Origin of the sequence: Occallatibacter gabretensis, assembly GCF_001449115.1 — a bacterium.
Lineage (GTDB): Bacteria > Acidobacteriota > Terriglobia > Terriglobales > Acidobacteriaceae > Telmatobacter > Telmatobacter gabretensis.
Genome location: NZ_LAIJ01000009.1, coordinates 69,449 through 89,074, shown reverse-complemented (window position 1 = coordinate 89,074; position 19,626 = coordinate 69,449). Strand labels below are relative to the sequence as shown.

Sequence of the window (19,626 nt, the reverse complement as noted above, 5' to 3'; positions counted from 1 at the left end):
TTTAGATGCATACAGGATGAGAGAGTGAGCCGAGGCAAAAAAATCATGCTTGTCGTTGCCGCTCTGGCGGTGGCTGGGGCAGTTGCCGCGTATTTTGTGTGGCGTATGCACATCTGGCACCCGCATCTTTCCGTCATTCGAGGCGCGGTGATACGCCACGATGCGGATGTGAGCAAGGAGCTTCCCATTGCCGATGTGGTCGTGACAGGGGCACGCGGCACAATGACTGTTAGTGGGCGTACAGATGCCTCCGGATATTTCGAGTTGAGGTTTCCTGAGCCTATTTGGCCTGGGCAGACGGTCGATCTGACATTTCGAAATGATGATTATGAACCGCTTGATATGCATCTTCAGATGGCCTACCGCTCCACTATGAGAAGGCTGGTGATCGCAGCCATGGAGCCGATTCCTCAGTCGGCCAGGACTGAATCAGGCGGTCCGCTCACCGTAGTATCGAACATTCGAATCCGCTATACCGTGCACTCGCAGCAGGCGGACAATATTGGCAGCGTGGCCAAGACGTTTCAGGTGATGAATCGTGGTGACATCCCCTGTAGGCGGCAAGCTCCATGCTCCCCGGATGGCGAATGGAAGGCGACAACCGACTCGGTGAAGCTGGATGCCGGGCAGGATAATGAATTTCGCAATGTTCGCGCTTCGTGCATTGCCGGGCCATGTCCATTTACGCGTATAGATTCAAGCGGATTTGTGCAGGGAGGCCGCATTATTATTGCTTCGGCGCTGAACTGGTCGGATACGGCTACGTTTCTTGTGGAGGCAGAGGTCTTTCATACCGCCCTGGCCTCCAGTGTGCGCCGGTCTTACCCGGTGATCTACGACCGCGCGCTTAACTTTACGCTTCCGGAAAGCAAAGAGGGGTTAAGCATTGAGGCGGATGTCAATGGCCAGCCGATGATCTTTCCGCTGGGGCCGGAGCTTTATCTGAGCTGGGCCACGTGTACATCCAGAACGACTGGAGATGAAAAAAAGTCCACCGTTTACCGGTGCGAAATGAAGCCGGGGTATCGCTTCTGAGGTTGACCGATCTGAATATTCTCCCGGCTCGATGCAGCCCATTTCGGCAATTGCGCGAAAGCAGGAGCAGCCGACTCTGTCGAACCCAGCTTCACGCGTGCTAGTCTCTGAAGAATTGTGGCGAACTTTGAAAAAGCGCCGGCCGAAGTCCGGGAGATTCTCTCCAAGCCGATTCAGCAGCTTGGGCTGAAACTGGAAGGCGGTCCACTCGAACGCTTTGTGCGGCAACTTTACAAAGAGCTGGATGCCAAAGGACTCACCAAATTTCGTCCGCGGTGCTATCTGAGTGACGAGTGGGGCTGCCCAAGTATGGAGCCCGTAATCGGCATTCCATTTTATCTTGCTGACCCGAAGCTGCAGCGGTTGGAAGCAGCGATGAATGACATTGAAGACGCTCGGCAGATCATGATGTACATGCGCCATGAGGCTGGCCACGCCTTCAACTACGCATACGCGCTTTTCAAAACACAGGAGTGGCGCGAGCTCTTCGGGCCATTTCGCAGAGCTTACCGGGATAACTACAAGCCTGTTCCATTCTCACGACAATTTGTGCGGCATATGGAGGGATGGTACGCGCAGAAGCATCCTGATGAAGATTTTGCTGAGACGTTTGCGGTCTGGCTCACACCCCGCTCCAACTGGCGCAAGCGGTACCAGGGCTGGGGCGCGATGCGGAAGCTACTCTATATGGATCGAATAGGCCACGAGCTTGGCAGTACGGATCCTGTGGTGGCGCACGGGAACACCGATATTACTGTGGACGAAATGGATCTCACAGTTGGGGAATTTTATGAGCATGCGCTCGATCAGCAGCTCAGCCCCGGCGACCTTCCGCTTGATACCGATCTGCGCGACATCTTCAACGTATCGAAGCGACGTACGCAGAATGTTCGGCCGGCCGGTGAGCTGCTGCGTGAGAATCGCAAGGTTCTTATTGACAAGGTGAATTACTGGACAGGCGTGCAGCGTCCGCTGGTGAAAAAGCTTGTGGAAAGTATTGAGGCGAAGGTTAACGAGCTTGGCTTGCGTGCCGACAAACAATGTGAGCGAGAGTATCTGACGGAGATCAGTGTGTATGCAACTGCGCTGGCAATGACCTATATTGCGCGCGGCAAGTTCATCCTGCCGTGATTCATTGGGTACAGATAGGCGCTTCCCGGTTGCCGTTGATAGCAGAAGCGGGTGAAGATTCGAGTGAGTCGGAAAAGGCGCAGGGCATTTTATGGAAACACTGAAAGTCACGATCCTGTACGACCTCTGGGAAGATGCGCTTCCCGAGCCTGAGCCGGAACCTGAGCTGGCCAAGCCATCACGCGGCAAAAAGATCAAACCCGTACGGAAGAAAAAAGATCCGCTCCACGAGCGAGAAGAGATCTTCAATGCGCTGACAAAGCTGGGGTACGAGCCTGCATATCATGTTCTGGATGGCAGGAACCAGACTCTGCTCTCACTGGCAAAATGCAGTGCTGATCTCATTTTCAACCTCACAGAGTCCTATGCCGGCGATGACACGATGGATAAGAACATTGCCGCGTTTCTTGAAATGCTGCATCTTCCGTATACCGGCGGTGGACCGCAGGCACTTTATCTCGCGCAGGACAAAGCGATTGCGAAAAAGATATTCGACTTTCATAAGATCAAGACGCCGGACTTCGCAGTCTCCTATAAAGGCCGCACCGATCACTCGCATGACATTAAGTTTCCACTGATAATCAAGCCAGTCTCCGAAGATGGTTCCATTGGCATCGACAGTGGTTCGGTAGTAGAAAGCGTGAAAGACCTCATGGAGCGCATTCACTACATCCACGAGGAGTTCGATAGTCCAGCGCTCATCGAGGAGTATATTGAAGGCCGCGAAATCTATGCCGCAATTCTCGGCAATGAAAGCCCTGAAGTGCTGCCGCTGATTGAACTTGACCTTTCAAAGCTTCCCAAGGGAACTCCCCGGATCGCAGGCCAGGACGTAAAGTTTTTTCGCGAGACAGAAGCGTACAAGATGACAAAGTCCGCTCCAGTGGAGGATCTTGACGAGGAGACTACCCAACGTCTTCAGGACATTGCGCTGGCCGCTTATCGCGCGCTCAAACTGCGTGACTATGGCCGCATTGACATGCGCCTGAATGATAAGGGCGAGGTTTACGTAATTGAAGCAAACCCAAATCCATGGCTTGCAAGCACAGCCGAGTTCGCAATGGCAGCTAAAAAAGCCGGCTACACATACGCCGAAGCAATCGACAAGATCGTGAAACTGGCCTACAGCCGCCCCGCGTAGTTCTCCCATACTTGTCGAGCTGGTTTGCTATAGGCCTGGCTCACGAATTATAGAACCTGCTCGCCAAGCTCTCTAAATCTACATATTCTCTAAATCTACATAATTGATGAGTTCAAAGGCCGCTGGACAGTCATGAAGGCCCTGGCGCCGGAATGGCTGACCAGTCTCCGGCGGCACCAAGCTCAATGAAGCCACCGGTGAGAGTCTTAGGCCGGATCTTGATCATCCGGCTCCGATTTGTTTTCAATTAGATGAAGACTCCCATTCCAGGAGATTCCCCGCCAGCGGTAGTACTCCTGGCTAAATGCCATGAGTCAGAGCATGGGCTGCCGGTATTCTCCGTCAATGAGGTTTGTGTCTCAAATGAAATCCAGCACCCATTGCGCAGGAACGGCGCACATTGTCAGGGGGAATGGTTTCTGCAGGAGTGGTCGGTAGCGAACATAGCTTCATGCCAAAGAAAGCGTCATGCGACAGCATTCCTTACGTAGGTAGCTCTGCTCGCCGCAAGAGGCTGGCTCCAATGAGACACACTCCAAGAAATCTACTTATACTATCAAGGTTTTTCGCCATCTCCATACCCGGTATCTCGATGGCGTTTATGGGATGTGCTGTGATACTTCTTATCTTAACCTTGGCTATGCGGCGCTGAAGCCATGCACATAGATCGTGACAGTGAACATGAAATATACCCGCTCGAATAGGTCCCGGTTGCTCATCAATGCGGCTCGCATCGGCGATGTAGGGGGGCTAAGAGCCTTCACTGAAGCTCTGACTCGATGTATCGAAGATTATCCCGGAGTATCCGTTGTCGTGCCAAGCGGGGTTACATTAAGAGTCAATATCAAACAGGAAGAAGTTCCTTCATGGCTGGCCAGTTCCACCCGCGTATCGCCGCTCCGCCCGATCCTTTGGGGGCTCTACAGTCTCATCGACCTACGCACAATGCGCGCCGAGCGCATCCTAGCATCCACGCACCATGTGCTGCCTCTGCACAAACAACAAATCGTCACAGTGCATGATGTCCGCCCATATTACTATCCTGATAACCCTGTGCAAGCATTTTATTGGCGAACATTCTTGCCTAAAGCACTAAAAAAATGCAATGGAATTCTGACGGTCTCCGAGACCAGCAAAGGCCTGCTCTCCAAAGTTTATGGTATCAATCCGGAACGTATCCACGTCGTCCCCAATGTGGTAGATACTACTTACTTTTTTCCTGCTCGGCGCACGGCATCCACATGTAAGCCTTTCCTCCTCACCGTTGGCAGCTCCTGGAAGCATAAAAATATAACTGAGCTGCTTGAAATGCATCGCTGTTGGATTTCGAAATATCAACTGAAGATTGTTGCAGGCGAAGGTCAATACTCTGAGCTATTACGGCAACTTGCCATGAAGCTTAGAATTACCGATCATGTTCAATTCTTGTCGGGTGTTCCGCTTGACGAACTGCGGACCTTGTACCAAAAGTGTGAGGCCTTAGTCTTCCCCTCGCTCATTGAGGGCTTCGGACTGCCGCCGCTCGAGGCTATGGCTTGTGGTCGCCCTGTCATTGTTTCCGACACGCAACTCTCTCATGAACTGTATGGCGACATTCCGCTGTTTGTGCGACTTAGGAGCGCAGAATCCTGGTGCGCAGCATTCGACGCCCTGCCTTACTATTCTCAAGAGCGAATAGATAGAGGCATTTCAGTTGCTCAAAGCTATTCTCCACAGCGGATGCGATATGCGCTTCAAGTAGCACTTGCAAAAATTTGGGGTATTGGCATTCAGGAAAAGTCGGCAATCTCGCACTCGTAATTTTGAGATAGTTTTATCTTATATTCCAGTATATCCAGTGCTAAGTCCAGTATTTCGAATGCATGCTCATGGCCCGTTTTGCACTCTGCGGGAGCTTCGCTTCCATCTGTCCCAGACGGTAACCAAGCAGCTTACTCCCAGCACGCAACAGCGCTGCCGGTATCTGCGCAGGGTTCTTTTTTAGTAAATAATGCAGCTCGGAAAACACAAATCGTTTCCCTTCGCCCTGCACCGAGCCAAACTCTTTCAGAAGCCATGCCTCACGACTATGTAGAACACCAATATCGAAATACCGCTTAAACTCTTGCGTCGAAGTGTAGTTGTGACTGTGGTATGCGCACGCATCTGCAACATAAGCAATCTTTTTCCCGGACAATAACATCCGTGCTGCAACGCACATATCTTCCCCGAAGATTACGCTGGACGGAAATCCTCCAGTGCTTATTAACACCGACCGTCTGTACGCAGCCATAGAATTGGATAGAAAAGCAGCTTTTAATCCTAAATGTCTCCTACTTTCCAGCGTACGCATATTCGATATTCGGGGATAATTAAACTCACGCGCATGAGCCTCAATCGCCCCGGCGCCGGGCCGCGGCAACTGCCTGCCATAAACGGCTCCCACTTCGGAATCTTGAAAAACGGCTAGCAATCTACGGATCGCGTCAGGCGATGCGAGCACAGCGTCCTGCGTGAGATAAACCAGAACCTCCGCATCGCTTGCAACTTCGGCTCCGTATTGCCGGGTTGCTCCATGATTGAACTCCGCACGTTTGATCGTGCGCAACTCCATACCCGCATTGAGCACCAAATTCTGTGTCCCGTCAGTAGACTCAGAATCCAGTACTAACACTTGATTAGCTTCGACATTTTCCAGTAGCGACTGTGAGAATCGCGGCCAGTCTCCCGCGGCATTCAAGGTAGGCACGATCACGCGAAACATACGACTATTAGTTTACTATGCCACCCTGTACTGGAAACCCGTCTTCACTGGCGTGCTGCGTGTCCTTCCACTCCGGGCTGCTCGGCTAATAATCTCATAATTCGCATCATGGGCGGGCATGCGAGCGGATACGTTGCCGTAGCCGGAAAGCATCCGATTTATGTGGAAGCTGAGAATGCCGATTCCTGGGAGCCGGCCTCTAAGGTACTCCCGGAGAGTCTGCAAAGCAACTTGATGTTGGCTGCGACCATACTCTTCTTTTAGTTACTGTGTCCTGCCCACGATTCTCAGCCACTTCTGAGGATCGCAAGGAACTGGAGCAAGGGAGTATCTATGTGCTTGCCAGCATTGTATTGGATAAAGATTTTGGCTATGCTGTCGTCATGGTTCAACGGACCTAAATTCTGCCGAGTGCAGTGTATTATGCTTCGTTAAGAGCATCGCTCTAACCTCTTTCAGTCGCCAGTTAAGGTACATCGAATATGCCAGATGCAGACGTAAATAAGGAAAATTCTTCTCCGACCGTAAACCAAGATCCCAGAAGGAATTTTCAGATCCAAGCTCTTGATATTCTACTTCCACTAATCGGGAGGTTGCGTGTCATTGCGGCGGTGAGTCTCACCCTCGCGCTTATTGCATTCCTCGTATCTTTTTTCTTTAAGAACAACTATGAGGCAACGGCGGTCATTATGCCTCCTAAGCAAGAACAATCCATAAGTTCGCTACTTTCGGGGCAGCTTGGATCGCTTGCTGCGCTGGGAGGTGGAAGCTCTGGAGTGGGCGCTGCACTCAATTTGAAGAATCCAAACGAAATTTGGGTTGGTTTGCTGCGCAGCAGAACGATGACAAGCCACCTGGTAGATCAGTTCAACTTGAAAGCTATATATCACAAGAAGTATGAGCAAGACGCGATTAAGGAGCTTATCAAGCACACTGAAATTGATATTGCAAAGAACAACCTAATCAGCATTACGGTAACGGCACATGATCCCGTGTTTTCCAGTCAACTGGCAAATGCTTACGTCGACGAGCTTCACCGATTAAATACCACACTGGCGCTTACCGACTCATCTCAGCGACGGGCTTTCTTTGAACAACAGCTAGCGCAGGAAAAAGAACTTGTTGCAAAAGCTGAAACTGATTTTCAGGAGACGCAGAAGAGGGTTGGTATAATTCAGCCCAATGGCCAGGTTGATTTGGTTGCGCGCAACATCGCGGCGGTTCGAGCACAGATTATTGGGGAGTCGGCTCAACTGAACGTTCTGGGGTCCTATGCAACCCCTGACAATCCAGAATATCAACGGCTGCAATCGCAGATTGCGGGTTTGCAAAAGCAGCTTGGCTTGTTGGAAAACAGTGACAGGCCTTCCACGCCGGGTGACATTGAAATTCCCACGTCAAAGCTACCGCAATCCGCGCTGGAATACACGCGCAAGCTTCGCGAATTAAAACTCCAGGAAGATGTTTATGAGTTGCTGGTCAAACAGTTTGAGGCCGCAAAAATCGATGAGGCAAGGACGGCGCCTTTAATTCAAGTGGTCGATAATGCAGTTCCCTCCGAGCGCAAGTCCGGGCCACATCGGCTTTTGATTGGGCTTGCCATCGGCGCGCTGTCTTTCATAATTGGTGTGCTGTGGACGTCAGGCGAGGCTTTGATTATGGTTCTCAAGAGAGAGCCTTTCATACATTCCGTCCTGGCATCGATACGATCCTCGCTGAAAGGACGAGGCTGATGAGGAGATTCAATTAGTCCATATAGTTTGGTGAGGCGAGGCTGATTTCAGTGCTGGATCGAGGTTTGGTGGTAAATAATTGAGCGAACCGGGATATCAGCATAACGGAGAGAATCATCATGAATTGGATGATGAAGATCTTCACCAGATTGCCAAAGATCGCTTTTACAAAAAGCAATCCTAATGTTGGCAAGGACGCTATATAAAGCATTCGGAAGCGATTTTTGTTTCGTTCCATCCACACAAGCCAGAGCCCAAAACATAGGGTAACTATTGCTGGTCCGGCATATGAAAACGCGGCGGTTGCTTCTGCTGCATAGTAAAAGCCGCCCATTGGAGAATAGGCTTCCTGCAGATAGGGTGTGATGCCATCCACCCAGTGTTGAAAGAAAGAAAAATTATTGCGTAGATCGCCAGTAGGGAGAAACCATGAAATTGGATCGATCAGGTAGGAAAGGCCGTAGGTGAAGTGCAGGTATGACTTACCTCCGTTCATGATCGAGTCCAGAGACTGAAGCGCGGAATAATCTCCCATGGTTCCTTCTATCATTACGGGAGCAAACACTTTCTCTACAAACGTAGAGCTTCCACCGAGAATGAGGGCGCGCGTGATGAGCGAAAGTAATATGCTAATTGAGGCGATAGCATACAGACGCATATTACGTTTTTGATTCTGAGCAGTATCTCCGGCTATAAATACTGTAAGCAGGGCAATGGGAAGGAACGTGGTTCGTGCACCATCGACCAGCATGACGATGATATGTTCAACAATCAACAAACCGGCAAATTTATCGAAACCAAATCGGTATAGATAATAAAGATAGCTGGATACAAACGCATACTTCATATAGGACGTGATTGTAAACATTCCTCCAGCAACCGTCTCATCCGACCCCATGGTCAAAAACGTGATCTTGTTCCAACCGTAAAAATGTACAAGCGCCAGCGTTACCAGGAATAAAGGGAAGATGATCCAGAAAAGAATTGCTTTTTCGCGGTGGTCGTTGTTTGGCGGCCACTGGAGGCGAACTCTTTTATAGAACAGAAGGAAGGGCACGCCGAAACAGATATTTGCGCTTGCCGATAAGTAGAGCTGGACATTCGCTAGGTGCATATCGCCAAGGAGAGTGAACATAGGAGTGCCGATGCCCAAGACTGCGGTTAGCCAGGGAGCTAAATTGTAGAGAAGCTGAAAAGCAAGGAAGATGCCATAGGGTGACAGCAGGGGAATTCTGCGAATGGCAGCGACCAGAAGCAAAAACATGGTCGATATCAAAAACACAGTGATCGCCAATGATCTTGTCCTTCCGTTGGGGATCTCTACCCAGCTGTCATCTAGGCTATATTAACCTTCTTGGAAACGCTCACGCTATCAATGTGAAGTGTTTATGCGGGCTTCCGTCGGCATCTTCTTGAATCTGCTTGTAGTTCAAATTTACCATTATGTAATGGAGGTCTATCCTTCTGCTTGAAGCCTTCGTGTTCATTTCTATTCGAAGGTGAATTCTGAAGAGCACTTCTAACATGGAGAACCGTCGGCGCAAAATGAATAGCTGCAGTGCGCGATCACCACAAACTCTGTTTGCTAAAATTGAGATGAGAATTTAGAGACAAATGACGGTTGGCTCTTCCACAAGAACGAGGACTCACGAGCGACTCATTGTGGTGAAGAATGCGATCGCCAATATCGCACGTGGCAGTGCAGCTTCGATCGTAGCAGTGTTTCTCCCTCCATTCCTCACACGGTCCATGTCGAGCGAAGCATTCGGTGCCTGGTCCTTGGTTCTGCAACTAGGCGCATACGTTGGATATTTCGACTTCGGAATCCAGACCGCAATCGGCCGATTTGTTGCGCATTCGACAGAACGCGGTGATCTGATTCAGCGGAACCGTATTGTCAGTTCGGCATTTGTTATGCTTTCCGCGCTGGCAATCCTGGCGGCTCTTACTATCTGTATAGTAATCGCGCTGCTTCCCAATCTGTTCCATCAGCTCAATGAGCAACTCATCCTCCAGACGCGTGTAACGCTCTTGCTCGTAGGCGGATCATTGGCATTTGGCCTGCCCGGCTCGGCATTTTCCAGTACATTTGTAGGACTGCAACGCAATGAAGTTCCAGCCGCGGTAATTGGAATATCGCGCCTGTTGAGTGCCGCTCTCGTCGTGTTTGCCGTGCGGCTCGGGGGAAATCTGGTTTCGATGGGGGCTGTCACGGCTGCAGTTAATGTGGCAGCTATGGTGACCCTGTTCGTAATGACTCGCAGACTGCTGCCGGCGGTAACAATCTCACTATCGCAACTATCGTGGCCCAGCGTGCGGGAGATTCTCGACTATTGTACGAGTCTGAGTGTGTGGTCTATTGGCATGTTGTTCGTCACTGGCCTGGACCTCACCATTGTTGGTATATATCGCTTTAACGAGGTCGCATACTACGCTGTTGCAGCTACTCTCGTAACGTTTTTTAACGGGCTTTTTGGTGCATTATATGGGGCCCTGGGCTCTCCTGCAGCGGTTCTTCATGCGCGCAATGACCGGACAGGCCTCGGCGAGATGGTAGCCACATCGACACGGGTTTTAATGCTCGCGCTTCTTGCGGTAGGTATTTTCATGATGATTGCGGCCAGACCCCTTCTGCGCATCTGGGTCGGTCCGGCATATGCGCTCCATGCCGCGTCACTGCTTCAGATTCTAGTTGCCGCGAATATAATCCGGATCTGCGTAAGTCCCTACATCATTGCAATGATTGGGACCGGCGAACAGCGCAAGATAATTCTGGTTCCCCTCATCGAAGGAGTTGTGAATCTCAGCGCGAGTGTGCTGCTTGTGCACTGGCTGGGAGCAGCCGGCGTGGCATGGGGAACCTTGATAGGTTCTTTCATCAGTCTCGGAGGCCACCTTGTTTACACCATTCCTCGAAGCAAGAGCGTAGACCTCAGACCGATGCACTACCTCTACCGTTCATTGCTTGGTCCGCTTGCCTGTGGGATACCAGCCATTCTATGTGCTTTGGCATGGAACAATTTGAGCGACTTTCCGCAGCCGTGGCTGAGAGCTACGCTCGTCAGCATAGCAGGAGTTGCAACCATCCTTATCCTCTGGAGGATGGGAATGACTTCGAGCGAGAGAAGAAAGCTATGCTCCCTCGCTCGAAGTAAGGTGCTTAAGTGATGTGGCATCCCACAGCAAACCGTGCTTTGACCCAGTGTCGAGCTTATAGAGCGAAAACAGTCGGACCGGAGGATAGAATTTAAATGGGTCAACCTCTCACCATCTACAGCGGCGTCAATGATGCGCTTCTTTCCTACGTCCCTATTTCGGCGAATCGCATTCTCGACGTAGGCTGTGGTACAGGCGGCTTTGGTGAAGTCTTGCGGAATGAGCGCGAGCGGGAGGTGGTCGGCATTACGTATTCCAGTGAAGAAGCTACCCTGGCCGAGAAACGTCTTTCTGCGGTCTACTGTGCCGATCTCAATAACTTCGACCTGACTGTGCTTGGACGATTCGACTGCGTCGTGATGAGCCATGTGCTCGAACACCTGTATCGTCCGGATGAATTTCTGATGCAAGTCAGGAGCATCTTGAAACCAAATGGGGTAATTGTAGTGGCGTTGCCAAATGTGGTCTTTTGGTGGCAGCGCATTCAGTTTATGTTGGGCAGATGGCGGTACACCGATTGGGGCATACTAGACCGTACGCACTTTCGATTCTTCGATCTCTACTCATCGGCCGAATTGCTCCGCGAATCTGGATACGAAATTGTGATGCGCAGGTGTGATGGCCAATTTCCACTGATCAAACCGCTTCGGCCATTGATTGGTAAGTTGGGGATCCGGATCGATCGTTTCACGAGCGAGTTGGCTCCGGGTCTTTTCGCGTTGCAGTTTCTCTATTTGGCGAAAATCGCCAACTCCTCAGCTATACCTCCAATCCATTCATAGATCGCGTCCTATGCGCTTGTGCTGCGCAAAGGGGAGAGCATTATTTTCTGTATAACGAATTGAGGCAGCCTGCTAGCGACCACCAGAGATTCGGTTGCCCTGGATTGAAAAGGTACCGAAATAGCGAGGTTTTAAGTTTATCGATAAAACAATAGAATTCTTCCCCCCTCTCAGTTTTCGGCAAAAAGCGACAAACACCTTCTATAAGGTGGCGGTTAAATTCATATTGCGAGTTTATGATTTAGTCTTGCGCAGTCGTCGGTCGTGGAAGCATCAACTGCTTATTTTATAGTACGATGGACATGAAAATAAGCGGTCGAACAAGACTCAATGAAAGGTGTTAATTCACGTGTCCGATAAAGCTCCTGCGTCTTTTCTGGCGAAAAGCATTCAGAAGGTAGCAAGACTGCTGGTCAGCGGAACCGAGATATCACACCTGCATTACAGTCCGATGGAGATCGTGAGCATTGTGAGAGCAATTGGGTTCGGCCGAAGTAAGCACGACATACGTCTGGCTGGGTATGAGGTCAAATATCTTGATGCCGCTTCGTTCAAAATTGTGGCATCTGAAGTGTTTGTCAGAGGCGAATATTACTTTCAAGCAACTCATGACGCGCCGATTATTTTCGATTGCGGTGCAAATATAGGGTTAGCCACGCTTTTTCTAAAGAGGCTGTACCCGAAGGCGCGTATTCACTCGTTCGAGGCTGATCCTGCAACATTTGAGGTGCTTCGGTTGAATATCGAGAGGAATCACCTTGACAATATCATTGTCACGAATTTGTTGCTCTCGGACCATGAAGGAATAGAAAAATTCTATATTCCGTTGGAGACCCCGGGCAGCTTGATGATGAGCGCTACTTCTTCCCGTTTCGGCTCAGAAGCTCGAGAGATTAGTGTGAAGGCAGGAAGGCTCTCAGACTATATAGACGGTCCCGTCGACTTGCTCAAACTGGACGTGGAAGGCAGCGAGTTTGCCGTGATTCGTGAGCTGATTGCCAGCGGTAAAATTGGCCGGATATCAAGAATGTACATCGAGTATCATCACAAAATTGGAAATGAGCCGTCCTGTCTCTCAGGCTTCCTTGCAGTGCTGGAAGAGGCAGGGTTCGAATACCATCTTGAAGCAAAGATTGACAGGGCGGCTGAGAGCGGCGGATTTCAGGATGTTTTTATCAGTGCCTATCAATCATGACGTCTAGGCTGCGATAGGAGGCCGTCCCCATTGTGAATTGGATAAGCGGCGTCAAAAGCGTTGATCCGACGATACCGCAGTCCAAGCGTTGATGGGGAAACCTTGGTGTGCGGGACAATAGAACCAGAACCAAATCCGCAGCGCGGGGGAGAATGAAGAAGAAGCCGCGCCGTTTTGGCAGACGCAAAGGTTCATGCAATAACCGCCACCTTATGGAGTGTCTCTTATAACCGCTGTGTAGCCATGATGATATCCATCGAAAGATTTGGGAACCAGTCTCGCATGGTGGGTAATGGCGGAAATTGAATATCGTTCAAAAATTTTTGCGGCACAAATGGCACCCAATTCCCCCTGTGAAGTAAAATCTTGAAGCCATGCTCTCGCAGTTGCTTCTTTAGAACACTAGCGCTATATGCCCTGACATGACCAGGTCCTGAAAGATTATAGTTAACCCACACTGGATAGATACCCAACATGACGCGCAAACGATTTTCGAATGACACAAGGTTTGGGTTCGTTATGATAACCCGACCATTAGTTCTGAGACAGCGGTAAAGTTCGTCGAGAAATGCATCGGTGTCGATAAGGTGTTCAATTACCTCCCCAGCAAAAATCAAATCAAAACTCTCATTTGCGAAGGGCAAACGGTCTTTATTCAGGTCACAGCGCTTCGCCTCGATGCCGCGTCCACGCGAAATTGCGATGTGTTCATCATCAATGTCTACGCCACTACCTCGCCAGCCCTTCTCGATCCAGTGCGCAGCCCAGTCCCCCACTGAGCAACCAATCTCCAGGAGATAATTTGCTTATGATGCGTTCGCATTTTTTGAGTCGGCTTTCCTTTAGCTCGTAAGGAAACTTAATGGACTCGTTGTAATCCGTCGTCGATTGCATTATTGAGGGGCTCCGTCGGCTATTTCAGAGCCAGTTTAGCATCTGATCCTGTTTTCAATCCACTTGGAGTTTCCTTAGACCATCGTCGATGTCTTTTAGCGAAAGGATTGCATATCGCGCAAACACACTGCGCTACACTGGCTCACACGCCGGTACAAAATATGCGGCAGTCCAATTGCGATTTCATCGCGTCCCGCTATTTGAGGGAACGTCAAAATTGTGTCTGTATTGGAAGATTCTATAGTATTCGCATATGCATCACTACGTCTTCTACGCAGCAGGGGATTAATCGACATCATGAAAGATATTGCGATTGCTTACCGTATCTATCCGGGAATATCGAAGGTTCCTGCGTTTCATTCTGATAGCAAATTAGAGCTTTCGCGACTATGCCTTCGGTCATTTCGCCGCGCCCTTGGAGGGCTCCGCTTCAAAGTGTGGGCACTCTTGGATGGATGTCCATCCGAGTATGTTGATCTCTTTCGCAGCATCTTTTCGCCGGATGAGTTGGAAATTATGGAGACTCACAGAATCGGGAACCTGCACACCTGGGGACGCCAGATTGACCTTCTGCTAGAGCAAGAGGAGGCTGACCTCGTCATGTTTGCAGAAGACGACTACTTCTATCGCCCCGACGCTCTTGCTGAGATGGTGGAATTTGCTAGAAGTCGATCCGATGTGGATTTCATCACCCCCTACGATCATCCGGATAGTTACTACACCAGCTCCGTGTATGAACGGCACCGGGTAATAGCGTCAGGAAAGCGGCACTGGCGCGAAGCTAGTTCAACATGCCTTACCTTCATGACCAGCCGCGAGGTACTTCGAGCGACAGAGCCACTGATGCGCAGTTACTCCCATGGCAATATGGACTACTCGCTATGGTTAGCGCTCACACAGAAGACAGAACTGATGAGCCTCAAGGTACACGCGGCAGACACGGTGCGGCTAAAAATATGGGCTAAGACCTGGCTTTGGGGATGGCGCAATATCCTGTTCACCCGTAGATACCGCCTGTGGTCTCCCATGCCCACTCTATCTACGCATATGGAGAGTACTGGCCTAGCTCCACTGGTGCCTTGGATGGATGAATTTCTGGAGGCGGAATCCTAACGTAAGGCTGTTGTCTTGAAAATCAGCATACGATTAGTGCAACTCATTCAGTATGAATTAGTTATTATTGTCAACCTTCGGCAGACTTCGATGAGCGGCCAGTTCTGGTTTGAAGGCAGAGGGTATGCTTGACGGCAGGTTCATTCCCCCGTCAATCTAGAAGCTGGAATAGGATCATATCAGGGGGCGGATAGTCCGGCTTGAAGAACACTGAAGCTGATTCCCGCGCCGCCCCTGCAGGAATCTAGGCCAGTGGAAGAAATAGGCTGCAACGAGCCGCTATTCGACTTTGTGTTCTCCTGCGCCAGTTCACTCAGCCCTACTGCGCTGCATAAGATTGGATACTTTGCACAATCGCTCATCGGATTCCTATCCATTTCAAAGTTGTGAACGTAGTCAGGTGCATGAGCCTGGCAGAATAGGCGTGGCCACCGTTCTGTTCAACAGTGAACGGGTTCTCCCTGACTTCCTGGAGTCGCTCAAAAAGCAAACCTATAACGGCTTCACCGTGTATGCAGTTGACAATGCCTCAAAGGACCAATCAGGAGTGGTTTGCGCCAGCTTTGGCGCAAACATGGTGGTAACGAGAAACGAAGAGAATCTGGGGTTCGCTGCTGCTACAAACCAGGGAATAAGGCAAGCGATTGCCGATGGATGCGAATATATCTTGTTACTGAACAACGATGTCTCGTTCTCGCCAGAGTTCTTCGCAGAGTTGGTAAAAAGTCTCGTTGGTAACAATGCGGACCTCATAGCTCCGCTGACGTATTATTTCGATCCACCTAATGTCATCTGGGCAGCAGGGGGACGGTTACAGCGTCTCTTTGGATACCGTCCTGTCCATCTGGGGATGAGCAAGTTTCACCGGGAACAATTTGACAGAGATCAAAGGATCGAGTTTGCCCCTGGCTCTGCTATTCTTGCGCGCCGGGATGTGTTTGCCCGCGTCGGACTGCTAGATGAAACGTTTTTTACGTACTGGGAGGACGCTGATTTTGCGGTCCGCGCCCTCCGAGCCGGTCTCCGGATGTTTCTAGCCCCAAGAGCTAAGTTATGGCACAAGGTTAGCAGTCTGACAGGGTTGAACTCACCATTTCAGCGTTACTATGCCGTTCGCAACCATGCGCTTTACATCCATAAACACTGCGGAGCTCTCCACTCGGCTGTTCTAAGCTTTGCATATTTGAGCTATTACCGCGTCGCAGCCATGTTGCGACGCGGTGATAGCTCCCGGGTTCGCCACTGGAAGGAAGGTATCAAGCTGGCAAAACAGCTCAATACTTGACAGACAGTCGAGTCCGAAATTCAGAAACAACGTGCGCAGCTTCTGATTTGCAGACCGACCAGAACGCAAGCTCAATGCATATGTCGACTAGATGTCGCCACTTTATATTTAATTTGAAAATGATTGGTAAATGTCCAACAGAAACTCACGGTTCATGCCTCGATTCAGCCCATGATGAACGTGCATGGACGGGCATGCCGGAGTCAAAAAGATAAGCCAATGGAAGGTTGTCAGTATGGTGCTCTGCCTTTACAAGCGTCGGTGTTGGTCATTTTCGGAGGTTGTGAGCGGAGCATTTCAGTGAACCACCGCTTCGCTGTGTGGTTGTGTTCATGCGGTCGATCGAACCTCGCGGCTGCTCATCGACCCCGTGATCGCTTCCGCGGCTTATTTCTGTGGCAAGTCTTGCAGTGCATCATTAGTCCCGTGTGCCTCGACCCTCGACGATAAAATCAATTGGGGGAGATCGAAGCACACATGGCAGTGCTCGTCTTTGGCTCGCCTTCAAATCGTTTTCACTGGCGCTTACTTTTCTGCTAAGAAGATGGACTGAATTTCGTCAGTATTTGGAACCACTCCGATGATCCTCGCCGACTTGAAACCGATGTTCTTTGCTGTCTCCAGAAAAAAAGCCTCCGTATAGGCAACTGCAGCCTCCGGAACTTCGAGAGTTTCTACCCGGGAATTTCCTATGGCGTGGCTGAACGTATGACGCGACCCCATTGTGGCCGGAGGATAGTCTAGACAGAAACAGGTCATCAACATATGTCCGCCAGGCTTCAATACACGGAACGTCTCCTGAAGATAATTGCGTAATTCCGTCTCGAGGAGATGAGTCAAAAGCGAGCTGGAGAATACAAAGTCAACACTTTGATCCTCTTTCGGAAGTGTCATGCTTTGGCTGGATCCGGTTGTGTTATACGATTTGCTGGCATGCGTGGAGTGGACAAAGCGAAAACGCTGCGCATCAAAGTTCTCCGAGCACCACTTGAGTTGTTCTTGATCGATATCTACGCCGAGGTAGCGCCCGGTAAACCTGCTTTGTTTGAATTCGTAGTCGCGGAGCGGATGCGCATAACGTCCACAACCACATCCGATGTCGATGATGGACGAGTTCAGGGTGATATACCCCTCTGACAAGCAATACATCCAGAAAGAGTATGTATTGAGGTACCTCATTTGGTTGGAAAAAATGCGATTTCCCACACCAATCCGTATCCGCAAATGATTCGGAGGAAGATTCCTAAACTCCGGAACAATTATCTTCGTCGGCAAATCTGCCATATTTGCAAAACACTTGAAGAAAAAATTATGAGTGAGGAGGGAAACAGAGGGGACGATTTTTCTCAAAAATCCATCCAGATGTTTACTGGTATTTTTGCTCATGAACCGTCGGTTGGGCCTTTCTCTACTAATTGTGTGGAGCTCCCAATAGTCTACTTTCTTCTATTGAGTTTCGGCTTGACTACACGCCAGATAACGGCGCGGGTGAGGTCGAGAAAATGACTAGTAGATCATGGAACGATGTTCCCGTCTGGGATAAGGAGTGCTCCTTCCAACCCTGCAAACGGTAAAATGCAGCGCTGTTGCGTAGATTGTGCTTACCCACGCGGTTTACTGGGAGGTAAAGTCAGCGGTATTTTCCGAATCAGAGTGGGTTGCTAAGGATTTGAAAGTAGTTTATTTAATCTAAAAAATAATCGTAAGTTATTGATTTTATTTTGGTTGCGGGGGTAGGATTTGAACCTACGACCTTTGGGTTATGAGCCCAACGAGCTACCGGGCTGCTCCACCCCGCAGAGTTAGTTTAACAAGGCTTTACAGCCTGGGTCAATGCGTGGCGATCTACGTGCCCGCTGCGCCCAGGTTCACAGGCGGTCTTTTCGATTCGGTACACTGCATCGAGATACGTATACTTGCGAATTCTGCCTGTGGGGGCTCCTGCATGTCTGTTCTGTACGTTGTGGTTCTGGCGATTATTTCCGTCTCGCTGATGGCCGTTGCGCTTTATCGCACTTCGCGTGTAAAAACCAAGGCCGATTACCTGGTGGCCGGGCGCTCGCTGCCTGCAATCGTGCTGGTGCTCACGCTGCTTACATCGTGGATCGGAGCAGGTTCGCTCTTTGCCGGGGCAGAGAACGCCTATAAGAATGGCTTTGCCGCGTTGTGGCAGCCTGCCGGGGGGTGGCTTGGGCTGCTTCTTATTTATTTCATCGCTCCACGTGCGCGAAAGTTCGCGCAGTTCACGCTGCCAGACCTGCTGGAGGCGCGTTACAACCAGACGGCGCGCGTGCTGGGAACCTTCGCCATCCTGTTTGCTTACGTGGGCATTACCAGCTACCAGTTCAAGGGCGGCGGCGACGTGCTGCACCTCATCTTTCCGGAGACCATCTCCGCGCAGTTGGGTACGTATCTGATTGCTGCATTCGTCATTATCTCCACAGCGCTGGCCGGAATGTCCTCTGTGGCCTATATGGATGTGGCGATCGGCTCGCTGGTGACGGTTATCTGCGTGATTGCCGCGCCCTATCTGCTGATGCAGGCCGGCGGTTGGGCGGCGCTGCACACATCGCTGCCGCCTGCGTACTTCACTTGGCTTGGGAACTTCCGCATCGACTCGCACGGGGTGGAGCAGCCGGTGGTCTTTGGCGTGATCAAGGGCCTTGAATTTCTCGTGCCTACGCTTCTGCTCATGCTGGGCAACCAGGTGATGTACCAGAAGTTCTTTTCGGCCAAATCCGAGCGCGACGCTAAGATCTCCGTTGCCGGATGGATTGTGGGCACGCTGGTTCTGGAGACACTGATTGTGGCGATCGCCGTCTTTGGCCGTGCGCTTTATCCCACTGGAGAAGTTGCTCTGCATCCGCGCGAGATCATTCCATACACTGCGCGTCATGGGTTGCCCGCGGTGCTTGGTGCGCTGCTGCTGGGTGCGGTCTTCGCCAAGGTGATCTCGACGGCTTCGAATTATCTGTTTTCGCCGGCGACAAATCTCATCAACGACGTTTTTGTGCGCTACATCTCGCCGGGAGCTACCGACAAGCGCGTGCTGATCATTTCGCGGCTGGCTGTGGTGCTGTTGGGCTGCTGGGCGCTCTACCAGGCCGTGTATGCGGAGAGCATTCTGCAGAAGATGCTTTGGGCGTACACCATTTATTCCGCGGCGCTGACGCCTGTGGTGCTGGCGGCGTTTTATTCCAAGCGCGTTACGGCGTGGGGTGCGGTGGCTGCAATTGCCGGGGGCACGCTGGTGACGCTTACCTGGGATTTGAGAGCCGTGCACGACAATCTGCCTGCTGTCATTGCGCAGCGGGATGCGATCTTTCCTGCGCTGATCGTGGCTGTGGTGCTGATGATTGTCGTAAGCTTGTTCACGCCTAAGCCTACGGAGAAACAACTGGCCCAGCTTGCGGATTGA

At 50.8% G+C, this 19,626-nt stretch carries 15 protein-coding genes and 1 tRNA gene; 11 read left to right on the top strand and 5 right to left on the bottom strand.

Annotated elements, in window-relative coordinates:
• Positions 1-24 precede the first annotated feature (24 nt).
• From VO84_RS06825 to VO84_RS06810, 4 genes are all read left to right on the top strand, one after another.
• Positions 25-1,035: a carboxypeptidase regulatory-like domain-containing protein gene (locus tag VO84_RS06825; protein ID WP_157439767.1), complete on the top strand. Its 1,011-nt coding sequence runs from the start codon at positions 25-27 to the stop codon at positions 1,033-1,035.
• Between the two features lie 117 nt (positions 1,036-1,152).
• Positions 1,153-2,166 carry a putative zinc-binding metallopeptidase gene (locus VO84_RS06820; protein WP_058186754.1) on the top strand — a complete coding sequence of 338 codons (1,014 nt, stop codon included), beginning with the start codon at positions 1,153-1,155 and terminating at the stop codon, positions 2,164-2,166.
• A gap of 91 nt (positions 2,167-2,257) precedes the next feature.
• Entirely contained in the window at positions 2,258-3,307 is a 1,050-nt protein-coding gene (locus VO84_RS06815; protein WP_058186753.1) for a D-alanine--D-alanine ligase family protein, read from the top strand.
• 669 nt (positions 3,308-3,976) lie between these two features.
• The gene (locus tag VO84_RS06810) at positions 3,977-5,107 is read left to right on the top strand and encodes a glycosyltransferase family 4 protein (RefSeq protein ID WP_197413932.1); all 1,131 of its coding nucleotides are present in this window, start codon (positions 3,977-3,979) and stop codon (positions 5,105-5,107) included.
• Between the two features lie 40 nt (positions 5,108-5,147).
• Here VO84_RS06810 and VO84_RS06805 read toward each other — a convergent pair whose 3' ends face one another.
• Positions 5,148-6,050, bottom strand: a complete 903-nt coding sequence (locus VO84_RS06805; protein ID WP_058186748.1) for a glycosyltransferase — start codon at positions 6,048-6,050, stop codon at positions 5,148-5,150.
• Positions 6,051-6,532: 482 nt separating this feature from the next.
• On the opposite strand from VO84_RS06805, the gene VO84_RS06800 reads away from it, so the two are divergent.
• Positions 6,533-7,783 (top strand): GumC family protein, encoded by a 1,251-nt coding sequence (locus VO84_RS06800; protein ID WP_082661792.1) that lies wholly within the window; start codon positions 6,533-6,535, stop codon positions 7,781-7,783.
• Positions 7,784-7,796: 13 nt separating this feature from the next.
• Here the strand turns inward: VO84_RS06800 and VO84_RS06795 are convergent, their stop codons facing one another.
• The gene (locus tag VO84_RS06795; RefSeq protein ID WP_157439766.1) at positions 7,797-9,077 is read right to left on the bottom strand and encodes a hypothetical protein; all 1,281 of its coding nucleotides are present in this window, start codon (positions 9,075-9,077) and stop codon (positions 7,797-7,799) included.
• 320 nt (positions 9,078-9,397) lie between these two features.
• Between VO84_RS06795 and VO84_RS06790 the strand changes: the two genes are divergently transcribed.
• The 3 genes from VO84_RS06790 (at position 9,398) to VO84_RS06780 (ending at position 12,916) form a co-directional block, all read left to right on the top strand.
• Complete coding sequence (locus tag VO84_RS06790) at positions 9,398-10,951, top strand: oligosaccharide flippase family protein (protein ID WP_058186743.1); 1,554 nt, start codon at positions 9,398-9,400, stop codon at positions 10,949-10,951.
• 83 nt (positions 10,952-11,034) lie between these two features.
• Positions 11,035-11,721, top strand: coding sequence for a class I SAM-dependent methyltransferase (locus VO84_RS06785; RefSeq protein ID WP_058186741.1), 687 nt, complete (start codon positions 11,035-11,037; stop codon positions 11,719-11,721).
• A 349-nt stretch (positions 11,722-12,070) separates the two neighbouring features.
• Complete coding sequence (locus VO84_RS06780; RefSeq protein WP_157439765.1) at positions 12,071-12,916, top strand: FkbM family methyltransferase; 846 nt, start codon at positions 12,071-12,073, stop codon at positions 12,914-12,916.
• Positions 12,917-13,140: 224 nt separating this feature from the next.
• Here VO84_RS06780 and VO84_RS06775 read toward each other — a convergent pair whose 3' ends face one another.
• Complete coding sequence (locus VO84_RS06775) at positions 13,141-13,704, bottom strand: class I SAM-dependent methyltransferase (protein WP_269431416.1); 564 nt, start codon at positions 13,702-13,704, stop codon at positions 13,141-13,143.
• A 622-nt stretch (positions 13,705-14,326) separates the two neighbouring features.
• Between VO84_RS06775 and VO84_RS06770 the strand changes: the two genes are divergently transcribed.
• Positions 14,327-14,923: a hypothetical protein gene (locus VO84_RS06770; protein ID WP_197413931.1), complete on the top strand. Its 597-nt coding sequence runs from the start codon at positions 14,327-14,329 to the stop codon at positions 14,921-14,923.
• Between the two features lie 424 nt (positions 14,924-15,347).
• The gene (locus VO84_RS06765) at positions 15,348-16,208 is read left to right on the top strand and encodes a glycosyltransferase family 2 protein (RefSeq protein WP_058186733.1); all 861 of its coding nucleotides are present in this window, start codon (positions 15,348-15,350) and stop codon (positions 16,206-16,208) included.
• Positions 16,209-16,733: 525 nt separating this feature from the next.
• Here VO84_RS06765 and VO84_RS06760 read toward each other — a convergent pair.
• Both VO84_RS06760 and VO84_RS06755 read right to left on the bottom strand, forming a co-directional pair.
• The gene (locus VO84_RS06760; protein ID WP_082661789.1) at positions 16,734-17,594 is read right to left on the bottom strand and encodes a class I SAM-dependent methyltransferase; all 861 of its coding nucleotides are present in this window, start codon (positions 17,592-17,594) and stop codon (positions 16,734-16,736) included.
• A 336-nt stretch (positions 17,595-17,930) separates the two neighbouring features.
• Positions 17,931-18,007 (bottom strand) — tRNA-Met (locus tag VO84_RS06755).
• Positions 18,008-18,153: 146 nt separating this feature from the next.
• Here VO84_RS06755 and VO84_RS06750 point away from each other — a divergent pair.
• On the top strand, positions 18,154-19,626 hold the full coding sequence (locus VO84_RS06750; protein ID WP_058186729.1) for a sodium:solute symporter family protein: 1,473 nt from the start codon (positions 18,154-18,156) through the stop codon (positions 19,624-19,626).